Here is a 21014-nt window from a genome sequence, read left to right as displayed (position 1 = left end):
ATAGTTCAAACAGGGTGCTTACATCCCTAGTTACTGATGGCTCCCAGCGGCAAGGCAGGAATCACGAAAGGCGCCCAGATGATTGACTCGATCAGATTGGGCGTCGTGCTCAGGCTGCCTTTCATTTGCTCTACTTTGGCCTGCACCGGAGCAGGAAACGTAATCACCGGGTGCGTTGCTGGCAGATGCTCCACCACACTTCCCTGCCCCATCCTTGCCTGCCTGATATAGAGCGTATCGGTGTGCTCCAGCGCCTTAGCCAGGGCCGGGATATGGCGCACGAAACTGGCGCTATCAGGTTTGAATACCTGGAATTTGTAGCCTTCCAGCAAGGCTGTTTTCTCAGAATCACTAAGCTGATGCGCAGCAATGTAGATATAAAAAGTCACCCGCACTTCCTTGTTGGGAAAGACTTGAATCCCACTGGAAAGATGCGCAAGCTTCGCCCCTAAAGAGGACTGCCAGAACTGAACAAAGGGGTCCAATTCTGCCTTGGGAAACAAATAGGAGGGCTGATCCGCCGTCAGCACGTAAAGCCCGCTTTGATCTTCTGCGATAGCCGTAATGGTTGTGTTGTCGGTTTTCTCTGGCGAGTACGTCGTCGAGCAGCCAGCCAGCAAACTCAGCAAAAAGATGAAGCCATACTTGAACATACGCCTGATACCGCCCTGAATCATGCATGCCGTATCCCTACGGCATCGCTACCTCAAGTCCCAAGAGGCATCATAAAAAAGCGCAGCGTATCAACGCTGCGCCTGCAAAACCCAAGTGTGATCGCTTAGGCTTTCTTCAAATACATGGCCTTCAGCAAGTAGCTGATGCCATCGATCTTGCAATCGACTTCATGGTCACCACGAACCAGACGTATGCCCTTGGCTTTGGCGCCCTTCTTCAAGGTGCTGGAACCTTTGACTTTCAAGTCACGGATCAGAATGACATCATCACCCGCCGCCAGCAAATTGCCGTTGCTATCTTTGACGATCAGCTCATCACCATCGGTTTCAGCCTCGGTGCTCGAGTCTGCGTCTTGCCATTCATAGCCACAATCGGCACAGACCCATTGCTCCGTGTCATGGTAGGTATTTTCCAAGGTGCACTGGGGACAGGGAAGCGGTGTGCTCATATTTTTTTCCTGAAAAAAGCTGGGTGCTGCTGCACCAGAAGTGCGGCCAGTTTAGCCCTTTGCTTCAGGAAGACCAAAAGCACACAGGCCCTGCTGATTAGGCAGGGCCTGCAAGGTGGGTTGAATTACATCGTAGGCATGAGCAATTCAGGCAACCAGGTGGACAGAATGGGGATGTAAGTGACCATGCCCAGCAGTACCAACAGGATCAGAAAGAACGGTGTGGTGCCGCGTATCACCTGAGACAGAGGCACCTTGCCTATGTCCGACACCACAAACAAGTTCAAACCCAATGGCGGACTCAAGAGCGCAATTTCCATATTCACCACCACCAGCACACCAAAATGGATGGGGTCAATATTCAAAGGCTCCAGCAAAGGCAGTACCAGCGGCATCATGATCATCAGCACCGACAGCACTTCCAGGAACATGCCCAGGAACAGCAGAACCAGGTTCAGGAACAACAGGAACTGCCAACCTTTGATATCCCAGTCCTGCAACTGGCTGACCAGCTTGGCACCCAAACCACTTTCCGTAATCCAGTGACCAAAGGGCAGCGCCACGGCCACAATGATCATGATGACAGCCGCGTTGCGCACCCCCACAGCCAGGACCGACAAGGTCTCTTTCACTGTGATGCCTTTGTAGACAAACAGCGCCAGGATATAGGCCACCACGGCTGACACTGCGGCGGACTCGGACAAGGTCATGAAACCGCCGTACAAACCACCCAGAACAATCAAAGGGATTAACAGGGTCGGCAAGGCCAGCATGGTTTTATGCAGCTTTTCGCTTCGTGGAATGGCGTTGCTATCAATGGCGTAATTGTTTTTGCGGCTGAACCAGATGATGTAGCCCGAGATCATCAGAATCTGCAAAATGGCCGGGATGACCCCTGCCAGGAAAAGCCGGGGAATGGAGACATCGGCCAAAACACCGTAAATCACAAAGGCCAGAGATGGGGGAATCAGGATGCCCAATGTCCCTGCCGAGGCCACCACACCCGAAGCAAAACCACCAGAATAGCCGCTACGCAGCATGGCGGGAATCAGGATGGTGCCCATGGCAATGGCCGTCGCCACAGATGAACCGCACATGGTGGCAAACAAGGCACATGCGGTAATCCCGACCAGGCCCACACCCCCTCGAATCTGCCCTACCCAGGCCTGAGCCGCATCGACCAGAGCTCGTGCAATACCGCCACGCTCCATAAAGGTGGCTGCAATCACAAAGTACGGAACCGCCAGCAAGGGGACAGAGTTCAGTTCATCAATCAGACGCTGTGCCAAGGACAGCAAGGCATCGTCCTGATAGAACAGCACCACACCCGTCGTACCCAGTGCCAAAAAGATAGGCGCGCCTATGGCCAGCAGGGCCAGAAAACCCAGAAAAACAATCCCGATCATGATTGCTGCTCCTGGCCAACTGGACTGCGCAAACAGCGGAACAGCAAGAGCAGGTAGCGCAGGCTCATCAGGCTCATGCCGACTGGCAAGGCAGCGGTGTAAATCCACAAGGGAAAGCGCAGGCTGGTCGAAGACACATCACCAAACTCGTAGGCTTCCATGGTGATCTGCACGCCCAGATAACTCATCAGCATGGAGAACAGCAGGCCCAGCAAGTAGCTAAACAAGAACGCCTTGTGCTTGAGGCCGGGCGACAAGTAGTTCAGAACAATATCGGCCTTGATGTGCCGCCCTTGCGCGGTAATGACGCCCAAGGACAAAAAGACGGCCCAGACAATCAGGTAAACCTGGATTTCATCACTGGCCGTAATGGCGTGACTGCTGCTGGTGTTGCGCAGGATGACGTTATACAAACAGACCAGTACAGCCAGTAGTCCCAGTAAACCCACGATCACATCTTCGACTCGCTGCAGCGCGGAGGGAGGCGTGGCCTCCCCCAAGGCTGGCGTGTCCTTATTGGTACAGGTATTGGACATGCTCACGCCTTTTATTATTTAGAAATCCACGTTGGCCGCTTGGAGTTCTTGCTTGGCCAGTTGCTCGGCCTCGGCGTCAATCTTCATGGCTTTGACCAAGGCATCCTGGGACTGGCTCAATTTCTTGCGGGCTTCAGTACGGGCAGCATCATCGGGGCTGAAGGCCTGAATACCGTTTTCTTGCAAGGTCTTGGCCGCGTCCAGCTCTACCTGCTTGACCATATCGCGCTGCTCTTTCACCGCGACCTGCCAGGCTTCGATAATAGCTGCCTGAACCTCAGGGCTTTGCTTTTTCCAGAAGCGCTCGCTGACCAGGGGCACGTACTGCGCCATCATCTGATAGTCGTCAAAGCTGTATTTCAAGCCTGAATCCCAGAGCTTGGCGGTGCGCACACCCTCGCGACTGCTGGCAATGGCATCAATAGCGCCTTGGCTCATGGCCATAGGCAAGTCGGAGAAAGGAATCATCACCGGCACACCACCCAGAGCTTCAATACGGGCCGAGAAAGTCGTGCCGCCCGAGTACTGAATCTTCATGCCCTGAAGCTGGTCATAAGAACGTACGTCTTTACCCGTGCTGTAAAAGTGAATGGAACCGGCATCCGCCCAGTTACCCAAGACTTTCACCTTCAAACGGTCTTCAATTTTCTGGTTGACCAAGGCACCCAGCTTGCCATCCATCAGGCGGTGCGTAATCTCGGGGTCGACACCGTAAAACATGGGCAAAGCGGTAACGGCAGCACTAGGCTCGCTGCCTTCCAGTTGCCAGGTTCCGGGCAAGCCCATTTCAATGGCGCCCTGACGCAAGGCTTTGGGAACATCACGGTCACGGAACAATTGGGCGCTAGGGTAGACCTCGATAGCCAATTGGTCCCCTACTCTTTTTTGCAGCTCGGCCACAAAAACTTCCACGCCCTTATTGCGTACGTGGTTGGGGTTGGTATCCAGTGAGATCCGGAATTTATCCGCTGCATGGGCAGCAGGAGCCAGTGTTAGGGCAAGGGCGAATAGCCCCGCGCAACGCAGTGGAGATATGCGATGTAGCGACATGGTTTTTTTCCTGGTGGTAGAGGTGGTTTCTGCAGCGAATAGTTTTAGTTTTTGCCGAACAAGGCATGCCCTGCGGCTTCCAGGCGTTGGGCGACAGCCAGCAAACGCCAGTCGTCGCCATGCTTGGCAATCAATTGCAAGCCAATAGGTGCACCGTCTTTCGCCTTGCCCCACGGGATGGAGATAGCGGGCGAACCGGACAGGCTAAAGGGCATGGTCAGTTGCGTAACGGCGGTATGCAGAGGGTAGGTTTTCTGAGCGATCTGAACCTCTGTCGCCCCGACTTTGGGGGCCGGACAACGCATGGTGGGGCAAATCAGAATGTCGACTTGCTCAAACAAGGCATCAATGCGGGCATTGAATTCCGTACGCAGCTTTTGCGCCCGTATGTACCAGGGCGCAGGCAAAAAGTGCCCGATTTCCAACCGGATACGGATTTCTTCGCTGATCAGGTCTGCTTTTTCCTGCAGGCGGTCGGTGTAGGACGCGGTCGCCTCAGACGTGATGATCATGAACTGCAAAGCCGCCGCCATATGAGCTTCGGGTAAATGCATGGGTTGCAACGCGGCCTTGTCCTGCTCCAGAGCATGACAAGCCTGTTCCAAGGCTTGCTGCACTTGAGATTCCAGCGGGTCTGCAAAATAACCGCCCAGGCGGCCAATGCGAATACCGTCCAGATCCTTCATGGCCCAATCCGGCTCTTGCGGCAAGTCCAGCAGCCCGGCGTACACCAAGGCGCAGTCTTGCACATACTTGGCTATTGGACCCAGATGATCCAGGCTGGGAGCGACATCAATCGACCCATCACGCGGCACGCTATCGTAAGTGGGCTTGAAACCCACCACACCACAGCAGGCAGCGGGTAAACGGATAGACCCACCCGTATCAGTACCCAATGTAACGCGGCAGACATCCGCCGCCACAATCGCGGCAGAACCACCACTGGAACCGCCGGGAATGTGCTCGGGCGAAGCGGGATTGATCACCCGACCATAACGAGGATTATTGCTGCTAGCCCCAAAAGCCATCTCATGCTGATTGGCCATGCCAATCACCACCGCGCCCTTGGAAAGCAGGCGAGCCACGCTCAAGGCGTCCTGACTGACAGGCTCAGAATTGCCAGACGCACTGCCAGCCGTCAGCGGGAAACCGGCAACGGCCGTCATGTCTTTGATAGCAATCGGAAGGTTCTGCAAATAGCCCGCCTGCCCGCTGGGCGTTGTGTCAGCCAAAGCTGTAAACAAATGCAGGTCGGGATTCAGTGCTTTGGCACGCTGCAAAGCCTGATCCGGTACAGCAGGAATAGCAGGCAACGTAAACTGTGTTCGCGGCACCGTTCCTTGTGCCGCTTTGATCTGCACAGAACGAGCCTGAAAAGGCTGTGCCGTCGCGACAGGCAAGCTTAGAAAATGTTGGATTTCCGCTTCGTTAATGACTAAACGCTGTACCCATTGCTCGGCGGTGGAAGGCTTGCTTAAAGGCTGTTGAATCCAGCCTGCGTACTGCTCAAATGTATAGCGTAGGTCCGCCTGCGTAGTGCTGGCCATTATTTTGTCCCCTGGGCATATTTTGCCGTAGTTTCATCAGATGAAACTCGTGTATTATTTTCATAAAAATCTATCAGAGGAGTTGGGTGATGTCAAGAAAGGACAGTCCTGAACAAGCCGTACAAAAACAGTCTGCACCGGCTGGTGTCGCGGCGTTGGAACGAGGTCTATCAATCTTGCGCACCCTGGGGCAGCAAGAAGGATTGAGCCTGACGGAAATCGCCCAGCGCAGTGATTTGAACAAGGCCACCGCCCTGCGATTGCTGCGAACCCTGGAGCAACAAGGCTTTGTGTGGCGAGATGGTCGGCAGCTTTACTACTTTGGCTACGCGCTGGCCGTGATCACCCGTAATCTGAGCATGGACAACTGGCTGGCCAGCAGCATGCAGCCGGAGCTGGATTTGCTGGCCAAGCAAACAGGCGAGACAGCGTCGTTTTTCAATTGCAGTGGCGAACAGCGCTTATGCGTGGCGGTCGCCATGGGTTGGCGGGACGTGGGCCACCGTTTGTGTACAGGAGACACCTTGCCAATGACAGGCGCCAGCGGGCATGTGCTGACGGAGTTTAGTGATGGCCGCCCCAAAGATTATGAATTCAAGGTCTTGCAGTCATTAGGAGAACGAGTGGCAGAACTGGCTGCCTTGGCTGTGCCGGTGTTCAGTGGGGACGGGAAGCTGTTGGGGGCGTTGGGGCTGTCGGGGACACGGACAAGGTTTCAAGAAGATGATTACAGGCAGGAGCTCTGTGCGCACTTGGGCGCTTCCTTGAAACGCATACACAGCGCCGTGCCTTGAATTCCATGCAGGCCACATCCGGGGGATGCGGCCTGCTCTCTTGCCAGAGTGTTACGCCCCCTCGTCCGGCTGTTATTTCACCAGGGCAGATTGAGGTATAGGCGCCAAATCCCTACTACCCACGCTGGGGGCCCCTTCGACTCGATCCCGCCCCGCCGCCTTACCCTTGTATAGCGCCACATCCGCTTGCCGCAATGCGTCCTCCAAGCCTTGCGCACCATGCAACGCCGGTGAAATCCCAATCGTAATAGTGCAATGCAGCGGCTGCTCCAGACCTGGCAGCCTGATCACTTCATTTTTCAGCCTGGTGCGCAAACGCTCGGCCAAACGCCAGACACCGACTTCATCGGTCTCCAGGCAAATAGCCACGAACTCCTCGCCCCCGATACGCCCGGTCAAATCCCCGCGACGCACTGTGGAAGACAAGAGGTCTGCAACATGGCAAATCACCCCATCCCCTGCCTGATGCCCATAACTGTCGTTAATTTTCTTGAAATGGTCGATATCGATCAGCAGAAGATAAGCAGGGACCGCGTTGCGCGTATTGAAGTACAGATGCAGCGCCTCCATCAAACCCCGGCGATTGAACAGATTCGTCATAGGATCGCGCGCAGCCCGATTACGCAGATCATCCGTCAGCCGTCGCAGCACCAACCAGACAATCGAAGGCGGCACAATCGTCGCCAGCGTAGACATATAGATATAGAAAACCAGTTGGAAACGGCTATCCATTTGCAGCGCATCCAAACCGCCGTCCAGGATTTTCAGAAACTTGAGCGCGTTAAGAATGCAGATCCCACCAATCAGCAAGGCGAAGAAAATCATCTCCCCGTGCAGGTCCTTGGCAAACGTGCGTACCCCATAAACAACCGTGATCGTCATCACCAGGAAAAGCAAAGACGCCATTGCCGCCAACATGGCATAACGGGCTGTCGGCCCCGGGCCCCACTGCACTAGCCATTGCAGCAAACCATAGGCCACAAAAAACAGAATCAAGGGGCGCCACAACGGAACCGGCCGCCCAAAAAACCGCATGGCACCCAGCCAATAGGCAATGGGTGAGGCCAGCGTCAGGTTGTGATTGATGACACTCAGCAGGCTCCAGGCCGGGCCTCCCTCCAGAAGTTGCAGGATGTAGGCCAAGGCCAGCAAAAGATTACCTGCCGCAAAGAAATCCATCCCCATCCGGTTGCCAGGCAAGCGTCGGCTGATCAACAAGAACATGACTGAGAAGCACAAAAGATGTGCGCACAGCATGCCAACAAGAACGGAAGCGACCATAGAAAGACGTAGAAAAAGAAAACGGAAATCCTGCGCCTGGCCACCGTCATCAAGCCAGTGAAGCATCAACAGGGGAAGAACGATTGTAAGTGTTTTTTACTGAACGCCTTCTTTATGTGCCTAGGTTCACTACTACGATCAGCGGTAAACCGGCAGTCTCAAGAGCCTCCGACTTCAATTCGCCCGAGTAGCCAGATCTTGAGGCAACAACAGTCTATGCAGACACCAATTCCAAACAGCCTCGACAGACGCTCGGGCCGATACCGAGCGCTTGCGCACCAGGTAGAAATCGGCCCCTAAAGTCCCGGCCTCCGCCACCTGCACCAAGCGGCCTGTTGCCAGATCTGTCGCCACAAAAGCCTTGCACGCCAAGGCCACACCTTGACCCGCTACCGCCGCATCCAAAGCCAATGTTGTCTGATTAAATACCGCGCCCGGTAACTTGCCACTGGTTTTCAGAAACGTAGCCCAATGACCTTGCGCATCATGCAATAAGGGCAGAGAGCGTAACTGCTCCAACGACAAAGGAAGAGCGGCATTACCCACTAATTGGGGGCTGGCCACCGCCACTAAATCCTGACGAAACAGCAACTGTGCCTCCAGGTCCGCCGCAAACGGTGGACGAGTAAGGCGTACAGCGATATCGACTTGATCACGTTCGAAGTCCGACAAGGCTTCGCTTGCTACCGTGCGCAACTCCACATCAGGCAACATCGCCTGCAAATCCCCCAGGCGAGGAATCAATAAGTTGGCAGCCACGGTAGGCGTCACACTGATCGTCACCGTATCGGGACGCACCAACAAACGTCCTGTCGCCTCTGCCAAGGTGTCAAAAGCACGGGTAAGGTCGGCAAGGTACGCTGCCCCCGATAAAGTCAGTTGCAGCCCACGAGGATGACGCTGAAACAGCACCAACCCCAAATGCTCTTCCAAGGCCCGGACTTGTTGGGCCACAGCGCCTTGAGTCACACCCAACTCGTCGGCGGCAGCACGGAAACTTAAGCGACGGCCAGACACTTCAAAGGCACGCAAGGCATTTAGCGGGGGCAAGGAGCGGCGGGATTTGCTCATATTTCTGTCAGTAGTTTTTCTACACCCTTGAAGGTTTATTTATCACATGATTTTTCTGCTTCAGGCTGAAATAATAATATCAATCTCAATATATGGAGGCTCTCATGGCTGTAGAAAAAGTAGCACTTATTAGCGCAGGCGGCTCGGGCATGGGGGCTGCGGCTGCCCGCAAACTGGCTCAGGATGGCTACCACATTGCCATCCTGTCCTCGTCGGGCAAAGGCGAGGCACTGGCCAAAGAACTTGGCGGTGTGGGCCTGACTGGCTCGAATCAATCCAACGAAGATCTACAAGGCCTGGTTGACCTGGCCATGCAGCGCTGGGGACGTATCGACGCCCTGGTCAGCTCCGCCGGACACGGTCCACGCGGCCCGGTTCTGGAGATCAGCGACGAAGACTGGCATACAGGCATGGACGTCTACTTTCTGAATGCCGTGCGTCCGGCACGATTGGTCGCCCCCATCATGGCTGCACAAGGTGGCGGAGCTATTGTGAATATTTCTACAGCGTGGGCTTTTGAGCCTGCGGAGATGTTCCCTACTTCCGCCGTATTCCGCGCTGGGCTGGCCAGTTTCACCAAGATTTTTGCAGACAGCTATGCGGCCAAAAATGTACGCATGAACAACGTGCTGCCCGGCTGGATTGATAGCTTGCCTGCGACGGAAGAACGGCGAGGAAGCGTGCCCATGGGCCGCTATGGTAAAGCCGAGGAAATTGCCGCGACGATTGCGTTTTTGCTGTCGGATGGCGCTGGGTATATTACCGGCCAGAACATCAAGGTGGATGGCGGGCTGACTCGGTCGGTGTGAACTGGCTAAATCTGCTTGGGCTGCGATGTTCACACTCAGTAAGGGGGTTAACGCGCTTGCCCGTGCCACGGAACAAGTTTGGCCTGCAATCTACGCAAACCGATTTCAAGCACAAACGCCACCAAGGCAATAAGCAGAATCCCCGCCATCACCACATCAGTTGCCAGAAACTGCCCCGCTGACTGCACCATGAATCCCAGTCCACGCGTGGCAGCAACCAGTTCCGAAGCCACAAGAGTCGACCACCCTACTCCCAGACCTATACGCAAGCCCGTCAAAATATCAGGCAAGGCGCTGGGGATGATGACGTAACGCAGCAACTGGCCGCGCGTCGCTCCTAAAGACTGCGCCGCACGCAACTTCACCGGGTCCACATTCCGCACCCCGCCTGCAGTCGCAATCGTAATCGGCGCGAAGATCGCCAGATAAATCAGCAGTACTTTTGACAGCTCGCCAATCCCAAACCAGATCACAATCAGCGGCAAATACGCCAGCGGCGGGATCGGACGATAGAACTCAATCAAGGGATCCAATATTCCTTGGGCAATGCGATTACGACCAATCGCGATACCCGTAGGAATCGCCAACAGTACCGCTGCCACCAGCGCCAAACTGATCCGCCATAAACTGGCCGCCAAATGCTGCTGCACCGTGGCATCCATATAACCCACCGTGAACAGACGAAAAATACGACTCAACACAGCCTGCGGCGAAGGCAAAAACAGCGGATCAATATAAGCCAACTCGGTGACTGCCCACCACAAGAACAGCACCCCGCCCAAAGTCAGCAAACTAATCACAGCAATAGACACTTGCCTGGGCTTGGGACTCACCGACTGCTGAGACTTGGACGTACTCCCCACCTGCACCGAAGGAGCACCCGATAAGCCAGCAACATCACCAGGCTGCAACACGTCACCGGCAGCAGAGGATTTCATGAAAAGTCTCCTAAATTCAGGCCGAAGCCGCAACGGGATGCGCCGAGAACACATGCTCCAGCACACGCTCTCTCGCCGCGATGAACTCCGGTGAGGACTTCACCTGACGCACCGGCAGCCCATCGGTGTAACGTCGACCAAAATCCAGCGTCAAACGCTCCACCACATGCCCAGGTGTACCGCCCAAAATAATCAGGTCAGTGGCCAGAAACACGGCTTCTTCAATATCGTGAGTAATCAGAAAAACAGGCTTGGCGCTGCGCTGCCAAACATTCAACAACAGCGTCTGAGCCTGCTCGCGGGTGAAGGCGTCAAGTGCCCCAAAAGGCTCATCCAGCAAGAGCACACGCGGGTCAGCCGCCAGAGCACGAGCAATCCCCACCCGCTGCTTCTGACCACCAGACAATTGCCAGATACGGCGCTGCTCAACCCCCTCCAGCCCCACCAAAGCCAACTGATGACGGGCCACAGCCTGACGCTGCTCCTTGGACTCCCCACGCAGCGTCAAACCAAAAGCTACGTTCTCCAAAACCGTCCGCCAAGGCAGCAAAGCGTCATCCTGGAACACCACACCACGATCTGCTCCTGGGCCGCGCACGGGCTCGCCATCAAGCGTAATTGTTCCTGCACTAGGCGAGGTGAAGCCCGCAATCAGATTCAACAAGGTCGTCTTGCCGCTGCCCGAAGGCCCCAACACTACGACCAACTGCCCCGGCCCCAATTGCAGCGACACGTCTCGCAGCGCCAAATGATCGGCACCGGGATAACGTGCGCTGACGTGACTCAGTGTTAACTGCGCCATCAGAATTACTTGGCCTGCGAGGCAGCCGCCTCAACATACTTGGCCGTGCTGTAATCCGCGTAGCTAGGCAATACCTCGTCGATACGACCCTGCTCTTTTAGAAAAGCGGAGGTATCAGCCAGGGCCTGAACAGTAGGCTGGGCCAGCGTTTTCACCTGATCAGATGCAGATAAAAAGCCACTACCTGCCAACACATTGGGGATTTCTTGAGGCGTCGCCCCAGTCAGGCGAGACAGCTTGTCGATGTTGTCGGCATTAGCCACCCAGGCAGCAGGATCACGCGTATAGCTCTGATAAGAAGCCAAGGTGATACGAGCAAAAGCTGACACAACATCCGGGTGTTTCTGAGCAAAATCCTTGCGCACCAACCACACATCAAACGTCGGCGCACCCAGTTTGGCCAGCTCGCCAGAACTGATCAGCACCTTGCCGCTTTCCTTGGCCTTGCTCAAAGCCGGGTCCCACGTGTAAGCACCATCAATGTCACCGCGAGCCCAGGCCGCTACGATATTGGCTGGGGTCAGGTTGATGATGTTCACCTGCTTGGGATCGATCTTCCAATGCTTGAGCGCGGCCAGCAGACTGTAATGACTGGTCGACACAAAAGGCGTGGCAATCGTCTTGCCAACGAGATCTTGCGGAGATGCAATGCCGGAACCATTACGCACAACCAGCTCTTCGCTAGTGCCCAGCTCGGCAGCGATCAGGAAGGTCTCGATGGGTAATTTACGACTGGCTGCAGCAGCCAAGGGGCTGGAGCCTAGATAAGCAATCTGCACGTCGCCGGAAGCGACGGCATTGATGACTTCGGCGCCACCGTCAAACTTGCGCCAATCGATTTTCGCGCCGGTTTCTTTTTCATAAACACCGTCTGCCTGAGGCACATTCGATGGAGTGGGAATGGTCTGATAGGCGACCGTCAGGCTGGTGGCCTGGGCTGTCAAAGATACGACGCTGGCCGCCAAGGCCAGGCCCAGATGCTGCAGAGTTCTCGTCAACGACATGGAGCATTCCTCGATTATTTTTGCGGCCGGATAAGCCGTTAGGTCGAGGAATCAGGATAGACAAAGCGAGGCGGCAGGCAAAAGACCGATTTCGCTTATTGTTAGTGCGCGAATTTATGAGGTGTGAAGATGCCCCAAGTAAATCCGATCTACCTCAACACACGAAAGCATCCGGCTGGATACAATGCGGTCTATCTACTACTCAGCGGTGGCGACAAGTCCTCTCAAAAACAAGACATAAAAACTGCAATCGCCATGTGGAAACAAATTCAGAAGGATCAGTCATGACCACCCTCAAAACCGCCCCTTTCCACGCCGCTGAATATCTTGATAGCGAGGAAGCTATCGCCGAGTACCTCTCGGCTGCTTTGGAAGAAGACGACCCAGCCTTGTTCCTTTCTGCGCTTGCTGATGTGGTTAAAGCCAGAGGCATGACAAAGATGGCAAAAGATGCCGGTGTAGGCCGGGAAAGCCTGTACAAGGCCCTTGCTCCTGGCGCCAAACCACGATATGACACCGTGTTGAAATTAGCGCGAGCTGCTGGGGTAAAACTAACAGTAGAACCGATTCATGCTTGATAGTGCGCTATCACGATGGGCTGACGAGCACGCCCCAAAGTAATCTGCCGCAACAGAAAAAAGCCACCCTTTGTGGGTGGCTGGCTTCTTCATCTACAAAACAATAAAAAACGGCCCACATTTCTGTGGGCCGTTTTCTTTATCTTGGTGGCGCATCCCTGATTCGAACAGGGGACCTGCGGATTATGATTCCGTCGCTCTAACCTGCTGAGCTAATGCGCCGAAGAAAGAATTATAGCAAGGATTCATCTTTTGGCAAGCGTTTCGCGCCATCTTTTTTCTTCTTTTTCGCAGTTTTCTCCTATGAAAACGCTAAACCCTCGTATTCATTAGGTTTTCCTCTTTCCTCACCTTTCCCCCTTTCTCAACAAATGATACAAAACGTAAGTAAAACCAGAGTTCCTCCTTGCCGCTCCGGCGAATCCCCCTCTTGCGCCCTATCAAGTCTCTTTGTCATCCCCTATTGCTACACTGCCTGCTCGGCGCTAGATCCGTCTTTGTTTATTGACTGACGTCCGTGATCCGGACTTTCCACAGGAACTTTGTTTATGGCCAGTACGCTTGCTATTGTTGTCTCGCTTTTGCTGCTGATGTTCTTCGCCTATCGGGGGGTGACGGTTCTGTTGCTGGCTCCCTTGATGGCCGCCCTGGCTGTGCTGCTCTCGGGGGACTCCGGGTTTTTGTTGCCCATCTACACCTCCACTTTCATGAGCGCACTTAGCGGCTATGTGCTTCAGTTCTTGCCCATCTTCTTGTTAGGTGCCTTGTTTGGTCAGTTGATGGCGGATTCCGGAGCGGCTCAGGCGATTGCTCAGTGGATTACGCGCAAGCTGGGGCATCGTCATGCTATTGCCACCATTGTGATGGTGTGCGGCGTACTGACTTATGGTGGTGTGTCCTTGTTTGTGGTGGCTTTTGCCATCTACCCGATTGCCAAGGATCTGTTTCGCGCAGCGGGCATTCCCAAGCGCCTGATTCCCGCTTCGATTGCTTTGGGTTCATTCACCTTCACCATGACGGCTTTGCCGGGCACTCCTGCCATTCAGAACGCGATTCCTATTCCTTACTACGGCACTAACGTGTTTGCGGCGCCTGGGCTGGGGATTATTGGTGGTTTGATCATGGCTTTGGGTGGTCTGTGGTGGCTGCAGTCGCGTGCTCGCAAAGCCGCGGCCAAGGGTGAAACCTATGGCGATCACGGTCAGGATCATTTTGATGCTAGCGCTGAGGACAGCACGCATGGTCAGAAACCCATGCCTATCTTCCTGGCTATCCTGCCCTTGATTCTGGTGATTGGCGTCAATGCCTTGTTCACCTATGGGATTTTCCCCGGCACGAACTTTGCGTTCATGGCCGAGCGTTTCCCTCAGGTTGATCCTGCCAAGATTACGGGTCTGTGGGCACTGATTATTGCCTTGATTACGGCGAATCTGGTGTTGATCATCAGCCGCTTGGGCCACTGGAAGAGTCTGCGCGAGAGCATTAACAAAGGTGTGTTTGGTTTTATGCTGCCTTTGTTCAATACCGCGTCTGAAGTCGGTTACGGTGCGGTGATTGCCAGTCTGGCAGGCTTTGCGATTATTCGGGACTTTGTGCTGAACGTGGCTCCGGGCAATCCGCTGATCTCGGAAGCGGTGGCCATGACGACACTGGCCGGGATTACTGGTTCGTCTTCGGGTGGTTTGAGTATTGCTCTGCAGACGCTGGGTTCGGACTATTTGGCAATGGCCCAGCAAGCTGGCATCAGTCCTGAATTGCTGCACCGTGTGGCGGTGATGGCGGCGGGTGGTCTGGATACTCTGCCCCATTGCGGCGCGATTATTACCTTGCTGTCCATCTGCAAGCTGAACCACCGTCAGTCCTACGGCAATATCGCCATGGTGACGATGGCCGCTCCTATCTTTGCGCTGATCACCGTGATTACGCTAGGTACGATTTTTGGCAGCTTCTAAGCAGGTTTAGGACATAGGCTCTATATAAGCAGCTATGTGCGGATCCGCGCATAGCTGCTTTTTTATTGGTCTCACATCGGTCGCTAGCGCGTTTCGTTTTCTATCGCGAAAACCCGTAACGTCTTGCTATCCGACATAGCCCCTCGGCGTGCTAGGATTCAGGCATATGGTCCCGTATTATCAAGGTCAATAATCAGGAGCACACCATGAACTACACCTACACCCTTAATGAGTTAGGCACTGAAGCGATTCGTCAGTTTGTTCTGGATCGTGGTCAGCCTGATCTGAACCTGCAGGCTTATATCGCCGCTGCCGAGGTGGAGGCTGATAATTTCAATGCGGATGGCAGCCAGCGCGGCCAGATCGAGATCGACTCCAATTGCAGCAAGGATGGTTTGACTCATACTCTGCTGCTGGAAAAACACTGGTTTGCGACCCAGCCGGTTCCTGAGGCGCCCAGTGAGGACAGCTTCTTCTAAATAGAAGCAGGTTTGTCTGTGAGTTCACAATTGACTGACTGACTGACTGACTGACTGTTAGACAGACACAAGCTCAGCTATATGCCCCTCTCTATAGACATTGGCCCAGGCAAGCTAAAACGGCTGTCTGGGCCTGAAACTATCTGAAAGGCCAACAAGACTCTATATGTAGAAACTGGGCATATTTCAGCAGGACCTGATGCACTTGGGTGTTGGTCCACTATCAAACGAAAACCTGTCGTTTGCGTTCTAGCAATCAGCAAGTCCGCCATGAGCGGTTTAGCTCCAAAAAACACAGCCGCAACAACAACTATCCACGATTAGGCTCTGTACCAAAGCAAAGCCCCTCCCCGCCCTAATCCACCTGCAAACCAATCTTGTAAGCCAAAGCACCAAACCGGTCGATATCGTTCCAGATCATGGCCTTGAAGCCACTCGCCTGTGCGGACTCATCCGCTGCTTGCGGTGTATAGCCCAATGCCAGCAATTGCGATTGCATGGCCGGGTCTGTCAGCGCTTTTTGCACGACGCGGTTCAAGGCATCGATGATGTGTTCAGGGGTATGAGACGGTGCCAGCAATCCATGCCATTGATCCAGCTCGAAACTGGTATTGCTGACTTCGGCCACGGTGGGCACATGGGGCAGAACGGGACTGCGCTGAGCGGAGGTGACGGCCAGGGCGCGCAAGTGCCCGGACTCAATCAGGGTTGCAGCACTGGACAAGGTCACGATGCCGATAGGCACCTGCCCCGCCACCACATCATTCAATGCCGGACCGCAGCCACGATACGGGATATGCAGCAAAGCCGTACCCCGCAAGTCGTACAGCATTTCTCCGGCCAGATGCTGGGGCGTACCGTTCCCGCAGGATGCATAAGCCAAAGCTGGTTCTGATTGCTGCTCCAGCACTTGTTCCAGATTCTGAATATCCGAGCCATGCCCAGTCACGATGACTGAAGGCACAAATCCGATATTAGCGATGGGTGCAAAGTCTTCTTTGGGGTTGAAACCCAAGTTACGGAACACACCGGGGTTGATGGCAAAGGAGCTATTGGCCATCAGCAAGGTATAGCCATCGGCGCGGGCATAGGCTACGGCGCGGGCGCCGATATTGCCGCTGGCGCCAGGACGGTTGTCGATGATGACGGGCTGGCCCAAGGCTTTTTCCAGTCTTGGGCCCAGTTTGCGGGCCAGCAAGTCTGTTCCGCCGCCTGGCGGAAAGGTAACGATCACGGTAATGGGTTTGACTGGGTACTTGACGGCCTGATCGGCCACCTCGTCCCTTGCCTGCGCCGCCTGACTGCTCAGGCCCAGCGCTACCATGCCCAGCAAGGCGGCGGCTGCCGCCCGCTTACCCACCTGAAAACCCGCCATCACAGCAAACACGTTTATCTACTCAAGCATCCAGACCAATATCCAGCACACGGGCGCTGTGCGTAATCCAGCCCACTGCGATCCGGTCTACGCCGCAACGAGCAATGGCGACGGCCGTTTCGGGCGTGATACGGCCAGAGGCTTCTGTTTTGGCACGGCCTGCGACACGGGCCACGGCCTCGGTCAAGGTAGCGGTGTCCATATTGTCCAGAAGAATGCTGTCCACACCCAGTTCCAGCACTTCATCCAGTTGCTCCAGGGTATCGACTTCCACCTCGATGCAAACCAGATGGCCGATATAGGCACGGGCTGCTTCTACCGCGGCTTTAACGCCCCCGGCAACAGCGATGTGGTTATCTTTGATCAGTACCGCGTCATCCAGACCAAAACGATGATTGCTGCCGCCCCCGACTCGAACCGCGTATTTCTGCACGGCGCGCAGACCGGGCATGGTTTTACGGGTGCAGGTAACTTTAGTGCCATAAGGTGCGATCGCACGGGCGATGGAAGCGGTTGCCGATGCCACGCCGCTTAAATGCCCCAGGAAGTTCAAGGCACAGCGCTCTGCCGTCAGCATGGAACGAGCCGAACCACTAATGACCGCGATCTGCGCACCGGGAATCAGGTCATCGCCATCTTGCAGTTGCGCTTCAAAGCGCAGCGTGGGGTCCAGCAAGGTAAAGGCCAGACGAGCCAGATCCAGACCCGCCAACACCCCTGCTTCTCGGGCCACCAGACGCATTTGTGTGCGCGCTGCGGCGGGAACGATGGAGTCCGTCGTCAAATCACCGGCACGGCCCAGGTCTTCTTGCAAGGTGGCGCGCACCAGGGGTTCAAGAATGACGTCGGGCAAGGAAGGAATACGGTGGGCCGTTGTCTCTGCAGCTTGCGCTGTCGGCTCGGGGGCATTAATTATGCTCATTATGAGTATTTAAATCGCTAAAAATAAGGCCTAATGGCACGGTGCATTTATGCTATTCCTGAGCATAAGCACTGTCAAGCCATAGGCCCGGTTTTTAGCGTGCTTGTTTCGCCAGCGGTAATTTACTGCCCGAGATCGCCCGTTCAAACAAGACATCACCACGGAAGCGAAACAGCTTGGCGGGTCGGCCTGATCCGCCTACGCTCATGGCGCCGGTTTCTTCAACCAGGGCTTGCTGTTCGATCAAACGGCGAAAGTTCTGTTTATGCAGCCCCCGCCCTGCCAGGGCTTCGACGGCCTGCTGCAATTGCAACAAGGTGAACTCCGGCGGCATCAGTTCAAACACCACGGGGCGGTATTTGATTTTGGCGCGCAGACGCGCCAAGCCCGTCGCCAGAATACGGCGGTGGTCGTGGCGCATGCCCAGACCCAGCTCGTAATGTTTACCCAGCTCTTGCTGTTCTCGCTGACGACGGCGACAGGACTCGGGCAACAAACCCGCTTCGTACAGCAGCTCGTAGCGCTGCAAGACAAAATCCTCGTTCCAGATCGCGCCTTCCAGACCAAAGCTGTAATTGACACGCTGACGGCGCAAGGCGCGCAAGGATTCATCCTGTTCGCACCAGTTCAGCAGCGCGGGCACGATGGTGTCCTGAATAATAGGGGGTGCGCCATCCCGCCTGTCTTCCCACGGGAAATAGCGGTAGCAGTCCTGCCAGATCACCTGGGCCACATCGGGTTGGCCCACTTCGCGCGTCAGGCCCACATAGCTGACCGACACAATACGCGTTCCCTGCGCGTCAAACCGATCCCGATCCGCAAAGGTATAGAGCTGCTCCACATAGCCCACCGGGTGATGGGTCTGGGTTTCCACCCAATCGCGCAGCCCCGTTTGCAAAGAGCGGTGCGTGTGCTGAAACGGCCCGGCGGGCAAGGCTTGGCCCGCATCCGTGGTCAAGACTCGGGGTTCGCCATCGCTGACGGCCACCAAAACGGCCACCAGTTCAGCACTGACTACAGGTTCCTGCGTATCGATCACATATTCTCCTTCTGAATCGCGCCAGCGCGCGTCTGGCGGATTATAAGCGAGGCCCTGCCCGCTTCGGCTGGCTGGAACAGCCCGACGCGGAAATACAGTCGGATCACTATTTTCAGATGATCAAATTATGACCCATGAACATCTAAGCCTAAAGAAATTCCTCCGGCTGCCGTTAAGCGTTTGAACTGTATGTGTTTGCCATAAATGACAAGCAAGCGCTCAGTCAGAGGCCGGATCAGTCAACAGTTTCACGCTTTGTTCTGCTCCGCCATTCGCAAAAATAGAAGGTTTCTGACAATTCAGGTCGAACACGGACAGACAGAAGCCAATGCCGTTTTTTGCATGGCCCATGCGGGCTTGATGGCCCCCGCGTCCCCTTTGTTGTTCTCCTCCAGGATGATGAATGCGTAAGAATTTCCCCATTACCCAGGACGAGGTTCGTGTCCGGGCCGATCAGTACCTTATTTCAAAAACCGATTTGAAAGGCCGGATCACCTACGCGAACGCGGCCTTTATTGCGATCAGTGGTTTTACTCGTGAAGAGCTGGTCGGTAAAGCTCACAACCTGGTTCGTCACCCCGACATGCCACCCGAGGCTTTCCAGGACTTTTGGGACACCTTGCAAAGCAAGCGCCCCTGGATGGGTGTGGTCAAAAACCGCCGCAAGGATGGTGGTTTTTACTGGGTCTATGCCATGGCGGTACCTATTTATGAAAATGGCACCGTAGCCGGGTATGCCTCGGTCCGCGTCAAACCCAGCCAGGAGCAGATCGACGAGGCCGAGAGCCTGTACAACGCGATTAATGAAGGTCGCGCCAAAGGGGTGCGTCTGCATGAAGGCCGTGCCGTCCCCACGGGCTGGCGCAAAGCCTTGAGCCAGTTGCGTCGTCCCTTTAGCAACTCCTTGCGCGCTAGCCTGTTTCGCATGGGTACGCTGGCCCTGGCCACGACCGGCACGGCCCTGTACTTCGCCCTGACAGGCGGTGTCCCCCAAGGCTCTGGACTGTGGCTGACAGGTGCCTTGTGTCTGGCCAGCGCAGTGATGATGGGCTATGGCTGGTTAATTGCCCAACGCGTGATTCGCCCCCTGGATCAGGCCTCCCTGATTGCCCAGCAAATCGCCACCGGGAACCTGCAACTGGATATTGATACCAATTCCAGCGAGAGCAATTCGGAAATCGGCCAGCTCTACTTCTGCCTGGATTTGATGCGCAAGAGTCTGGTGGGGATTGCCAGCGATGCCCGCAGCGGGATTGATGCCTCTATTCACGCAGCCCGTATTCTGGAGGTGAACAATACCAATCTGGCTTCGCGTACCGAAGATCAGGCGGCCTCCTTGCAGGAAACCGCGGCCAGCATGGAAGAGTTGACTGTGACCGTGCGCCAGAACGCTGACAACGCCAACCAGGCCAGCCAACTGGCCGATGCCAGCATGCAGATTGCCCAGCGTGGCGGCGCCGTGGTGAATGAAGTGGTGCAGACCATGCAAGGCATCCACGACAGTTCACGTCGCATTGGCGATATCGTCACCGTCATTGAAGGCATTGCCTTCCAGACCAATATTCTGGCGCTGAACGCGGCGGTGGAATCGGCTCGTGCGGGCGAAGCAGGCCGTGGCTTTGCAGTGGTGGCTGGGGAAGTGCGCAGTCTGGCCCAAAAGAGTTCGCAAGCCGCAGGTGAGATCAAGAACCTGATTGATGCGTCGGTGAGCCGTATGGCGGTGGGTGCCGAGCAAGCCGCACGCGCGGGCGACACCATGGGCGAAGTCGTGGATTCGGTTAAACGCGTGACGGATATTATTGGTGAGATCTCGACCGCTTCGATCGAGCAAGCCAGCGGCCTGGATCAGATTAACGAAGCCATGGCCAAGATGGATGGCGTCACCCAGCAGAACGCAGCACTGGTACAGGATCTGGGCAACACGATGAGTGACCTGGCCTCGGAAGCCTCCGAGCTGGCTGATGCTATCAAGGCGCTGAACACAGGCTCTGTCGACGCAGCCCATAGCGCTCCCGCATTGGCACAGCTTAGCAAGGCGCCCACCATGCAGGTGCTGTCCTACCAGAACACACAGCCTTTTCAGGCTCAAAGTGCCAAAACAGCGAACGCCCGTCTGGAAGCGATTCGCCGCTAAACCATAAAATCAGGGTCGGCAGCCGCTCTGCTGACCCTGACACAACTGACAGCTAGACAAAACAATAAATCTGGGGTCGCTCTTGATACCCGGAACGCTTGAAAAAAATAATCAATAATAAAATCAAGCCAGTAGATCACAGGAAGCATGCGTGTAGATCCCAGGTTTTGGCTG

Annotated in this window: 20 protein-coding genes and 1 tRNA gene; 6 read left to right on the top strand and 15 right to left on the bottom strand. The window is 55.4% G+C overall.

What is annotated here, in order from left to right; translation table 11 throughout:
• Nucleotides 1–26: 26 nt before the first annotated feature.
• From OSH09_RS00675 to OSH09_RS00650, 6 genes are all read right to left on the bottom strand, one after another.
• Nucleotides 27–653 (bottom strand): hypothetical protein, encoded by a 627-nt coding sequence (locus tag OSH09_RS00675; protein WP_266119807.1) that lies wholly within the window; start codon nucleotides 651–653, stop codon nucleotides 27–29.
• Between the two features lie 125 nt (nucleotides 654–778).
• The gene (locus OSH09_RS00670) at nucleotides 779–1123 is read right to left on the bottom strand and encodes a zinc ribbon domain-containing protein YjdM (RefSeq protein WP_207873827.1); all 345 of its coding nucleotides are present in this window, start codon (nucleotides 1121–1123) and stop codon (nucleotides 779–781) included.
• A 125-nt stretch (nucleotides 1124–1248) separates the two neighbouring features.
• Nucleotides 1249–2529 (bottom strand): TRAP transporter large permease, encoded by a 1281-nt coding sequence (locus OSH09_RS00665; RefSeq protein WP_266119806.1) that lies wholly within the window; start codon nucleotides 2527–2529, stop codon nucleotides 1249–1251.
• Nucleotides 2526–3065 carry a TRAP transporter small permease gene (locus OSH09_RS00660; RefSeq protein ID WP_222668536.1) on the bottom strand — a complete coding sequence of 180 codons (540 nt, stop codon included), beginning with the start codon at nucleotides 3063–3065 and terminating at the stop codon, nucleotides 2526–2528. The genes OSH09_RS00665 and OSH09_RS00660 overlap by 4 nt, the downstream gene beginning before the upstream one ends.
• Nucleotides 3066–3083: 18 nt before the next feature.
• A complete protein-coding gene (gene dctP / locus OSH09_RS00655) occupies nucleotides 3084–4115 on the bottom strand; it encodes a TRAP transporter substrate-binding protein DctP (protein WP_266119805.1) in 1032 nt (343 codons plus the stop codon).
• A 44-nt stretch (nucleotides 4116–4159) separates the two neighbouring features.
• Complete coding sequence (locus tag OSH09_RS00650; protein WP_266119804.1) at nucleotides 4160–5662, bottom strand: amidase; 1503 nt, start codon at nucleotides 5660–5662, stop codon at nucleotides 4160–4162.
• Nucleotides 5663–5751: 89 nt separating this feature from the next.
• On the opposite strand from OSH09_RS00650, the gene OSH09_RS00645 reads away from it, so the two are divergent.
• Nucleotides 5752–6456, top strand: a complete 705-nt coding sequence (locus OSH09_RS00645) for an IclR family transcriptional regulator (RefSeq protein ID WP_266119803.1) — start codon at nucleotides 5752–5754, stop codon at nucleotides 6454–6456.
• A 72-nt stretch (nucleotides 6457–6528) separates the two neighbouring features.
• Here the strand turns inward: OSH09_RS00645 and OSH09_RS00640 are convergent, their stop codons facing one another.
• Together OSH09_RS00640 and OSH09_RS00635 are read right to left on the bottom strand one after the other, a co-directional pair.
• Complete coding sequence (locus OSH09_RS00640; RefSeq protein ID WP_266119802.1) at nucleotides 6529–7737, bottom strand: GGDEF domain-containing protein; 1209 nt, start codon at nucleotides 7735–7737, stop codon at nucleotides 6529–6531.
• Nucleotides 7738–7911: 174 nt separating this feature from the next.
• Nucleotides 7912–8808 (bottom strand): LysR substrate-binding domain-containing protein, encoded by an 897-nt coding sequence (locus OSH09_RS00635; protein WP_266119801.1) that lies wholly within the window; start codon nucleotides 8806–8808, stop codon nucleotides 7912–7914.
• A gap of 104 nt (nucleotides 8809–8912) precedes the next feature.
• On the opposite strand from OSH09_RS00635, the gene OSH09_RS00630 reads away from it, so the two are divergent.
• Entirely contained in the window at nucleotides 8913–9617 is a 705-nt protein-coding gene (locus OSH09_RS00630; protein ID WP_266119800.1) for an SDR family oxidoreductase, read from the top strand.
• Nucleotides 9618–9664: 47 nt separating this feature from the next.
• Here OSH09_RS00630 and tauC read toward each other — a convergent pair whose 3' ends face one another.
• From tauC to tauA, 3 genes are read right to left on the bottom strand one after another with little or no spacing between them, the layout of a single operon-like run.
• Nucleotides 9665–10555, bottom strand: a complete 891-nt coding sequence (tauC, locus tag OSH09_RS00625; protein ID WP_266119799.1) for a taurine ABC transporter permease TauC — start codon at nucleotides 10553–10555, stop codon at nucleotides 9665–9667.
• 16 nt (nucleotides 10556–10571) lie between these two features.
• Nucleotides 10572–11357, bottom strand: a complete 786-nt coding sequence (tauB, locus tag OSH09_RS00620) for a taurine ABC transporter ATP-binding subunit (protein WP_266119798.1) — start codon at nucleotides 11355–11357, stop codon at nucleotides 10572–10574.
• Between the two features lie 5 nt (nucleotides 11358–11362).
• Nucleotides 11363–12361 (bottom strand): taurine ABC transporter substrate-binding protein, encoded by a 999-nt coding sequence (gene tauA, locus OSH09_RS00615; RefSeq protein ID WP_266119797.1) that lies wholly within the window; start codon nucleotides 12359–12361, stop codon nucleotides 11363–11365.
• Between the two features lie 284 nt (nucleotides 12362–12645).
• Between tauA and OSH09_RS00610 the strand changes: the two genes are divergently transcribed.
• On the top strand, nucleotides 12646–12939 hold the full coding sequence (locus OSH09_RS00610) for an addiction module antidote protein (RefSeq protein WP_266119796.1): 294 nt from the start codon (nucleotides 12646–12648) through the stop codon (nucleotides 12937–12939).
• Between the two features lie 145 nt (nucleotides 12940–13084).
• Here OSH09_RS00610 and OSH09_RS00605 read toward each other — a convergent pair.
• Nucleotides 13085–13161, bottom strand: a tRNA-Met gene (locus tag OSH09_RS00605).
• Nucleotides 13162–13487: 326 nt separating this feature from the next.
• Here OSH09_RS00605 and OSH09_RS00600 point away from each other — a divergent pair.
• Together OSH09_RS00600 and OSH09_RS00595 are read left to right on the top strand one after the other, a co-directional pair.
• Nucleotides 13488–14891 (top strand): GntP family permease, encoded by a 1404-nt coding sequence (locus OSH09_RS00600; protein WP_207873816.1) that lies wholly within the window; start codon nucleotides 13488–13490, stop codon nucleotides 14889–14891.
• A 206-nt stretch (nucleotides 14892–15097) separates the two neighbouring features.
• Nucleotides 15098–15370, top strand: coding sequence for a hypothetical protein (locus OSH09_RS00595; protein ID WP_060186879.1), 273 nt, complete (start codon nucleotides 15098–15100; stop codon nucleotides 15368–15370).
• A gap of 355 nt (nucleotides 15371–15725) precedes the next feature.
• On the opposite strand, the gene OSH09_RS00590 is transcribed toward OSH09_RS00595, so the two are convergent.
• From OSH09_RS00590 to OSH09_RS00580, 3 genes are all read right to left on the bottom strand, one after another.
• Complete coding sequence (locus OSH09_RS00590; protein WP_207875691.1) at nucleotides 15726–16745, bottom strand: tripartite tricarboxylate transporter substrate binding protein; 1020 nt, start codon at nucleotides 16743–16745, stop codon at nucleotides 15726–15728.
• Between the two features lie 22 nt (nucleotides 16746–16767).
• On the bottom strand, nucleotides 16768–17667 hold the full coding sequence (gene nadC / locus OSH09_RS00585) for a carboxylating nicotinate-nucleotide diphosphorylase (protein ID WP_266119795.1): 900 nt from the start codon (nucleotides 17665–17667) through the stop codon (nucleotides 16768–16770).
• A gap of 94 nt (nucleotides 17668–17761) precedes the next feature.
• On the bottom strand, nucleotides 17762–18706 hold the full coding sequence (locus OSH09_RS00580) for an NUDIX hydrolase (protein WP_266119794.1): 945 nt from the start codon (nucleotides 18704–18706) through the stop codon (nucleotides 17762–17764).
• 403 nt (nucleotides 18707–19109) lie between these two features.
• Here OSH09_RS00580 and OSH09_RS00575 point away from each other — a divergent pair, with 403 nt between their 5' ends.
• Nucleotides 19110–20840: a methyl-accepting chemotaxis protein gene (locus OSH09_RS00575; RefSeq protein WP_207873813.1), complete on the top strand. Its 1731-nt coding sequence runs from the start codon at nucleotides 19110–19112 to the stop codon at nucleotides 20838–20840.
• Nucleotides 20841–21014: the final 174 nt, after the last annotated feature.

Source organism: Alcaligenes parafaecalis, assembly GCF_026344135.1.
Taxonomy (GTDB): Bacteria; Pseudomonadota; Gammaproteobacteria; order Burkholderiales; family Burkholderiaceae_B; genus Alcaligenes; species Alcaligenes parafaecalis.
This window is presented reverse-complemented; position numbering and strand designations above follow the sequence as displayed.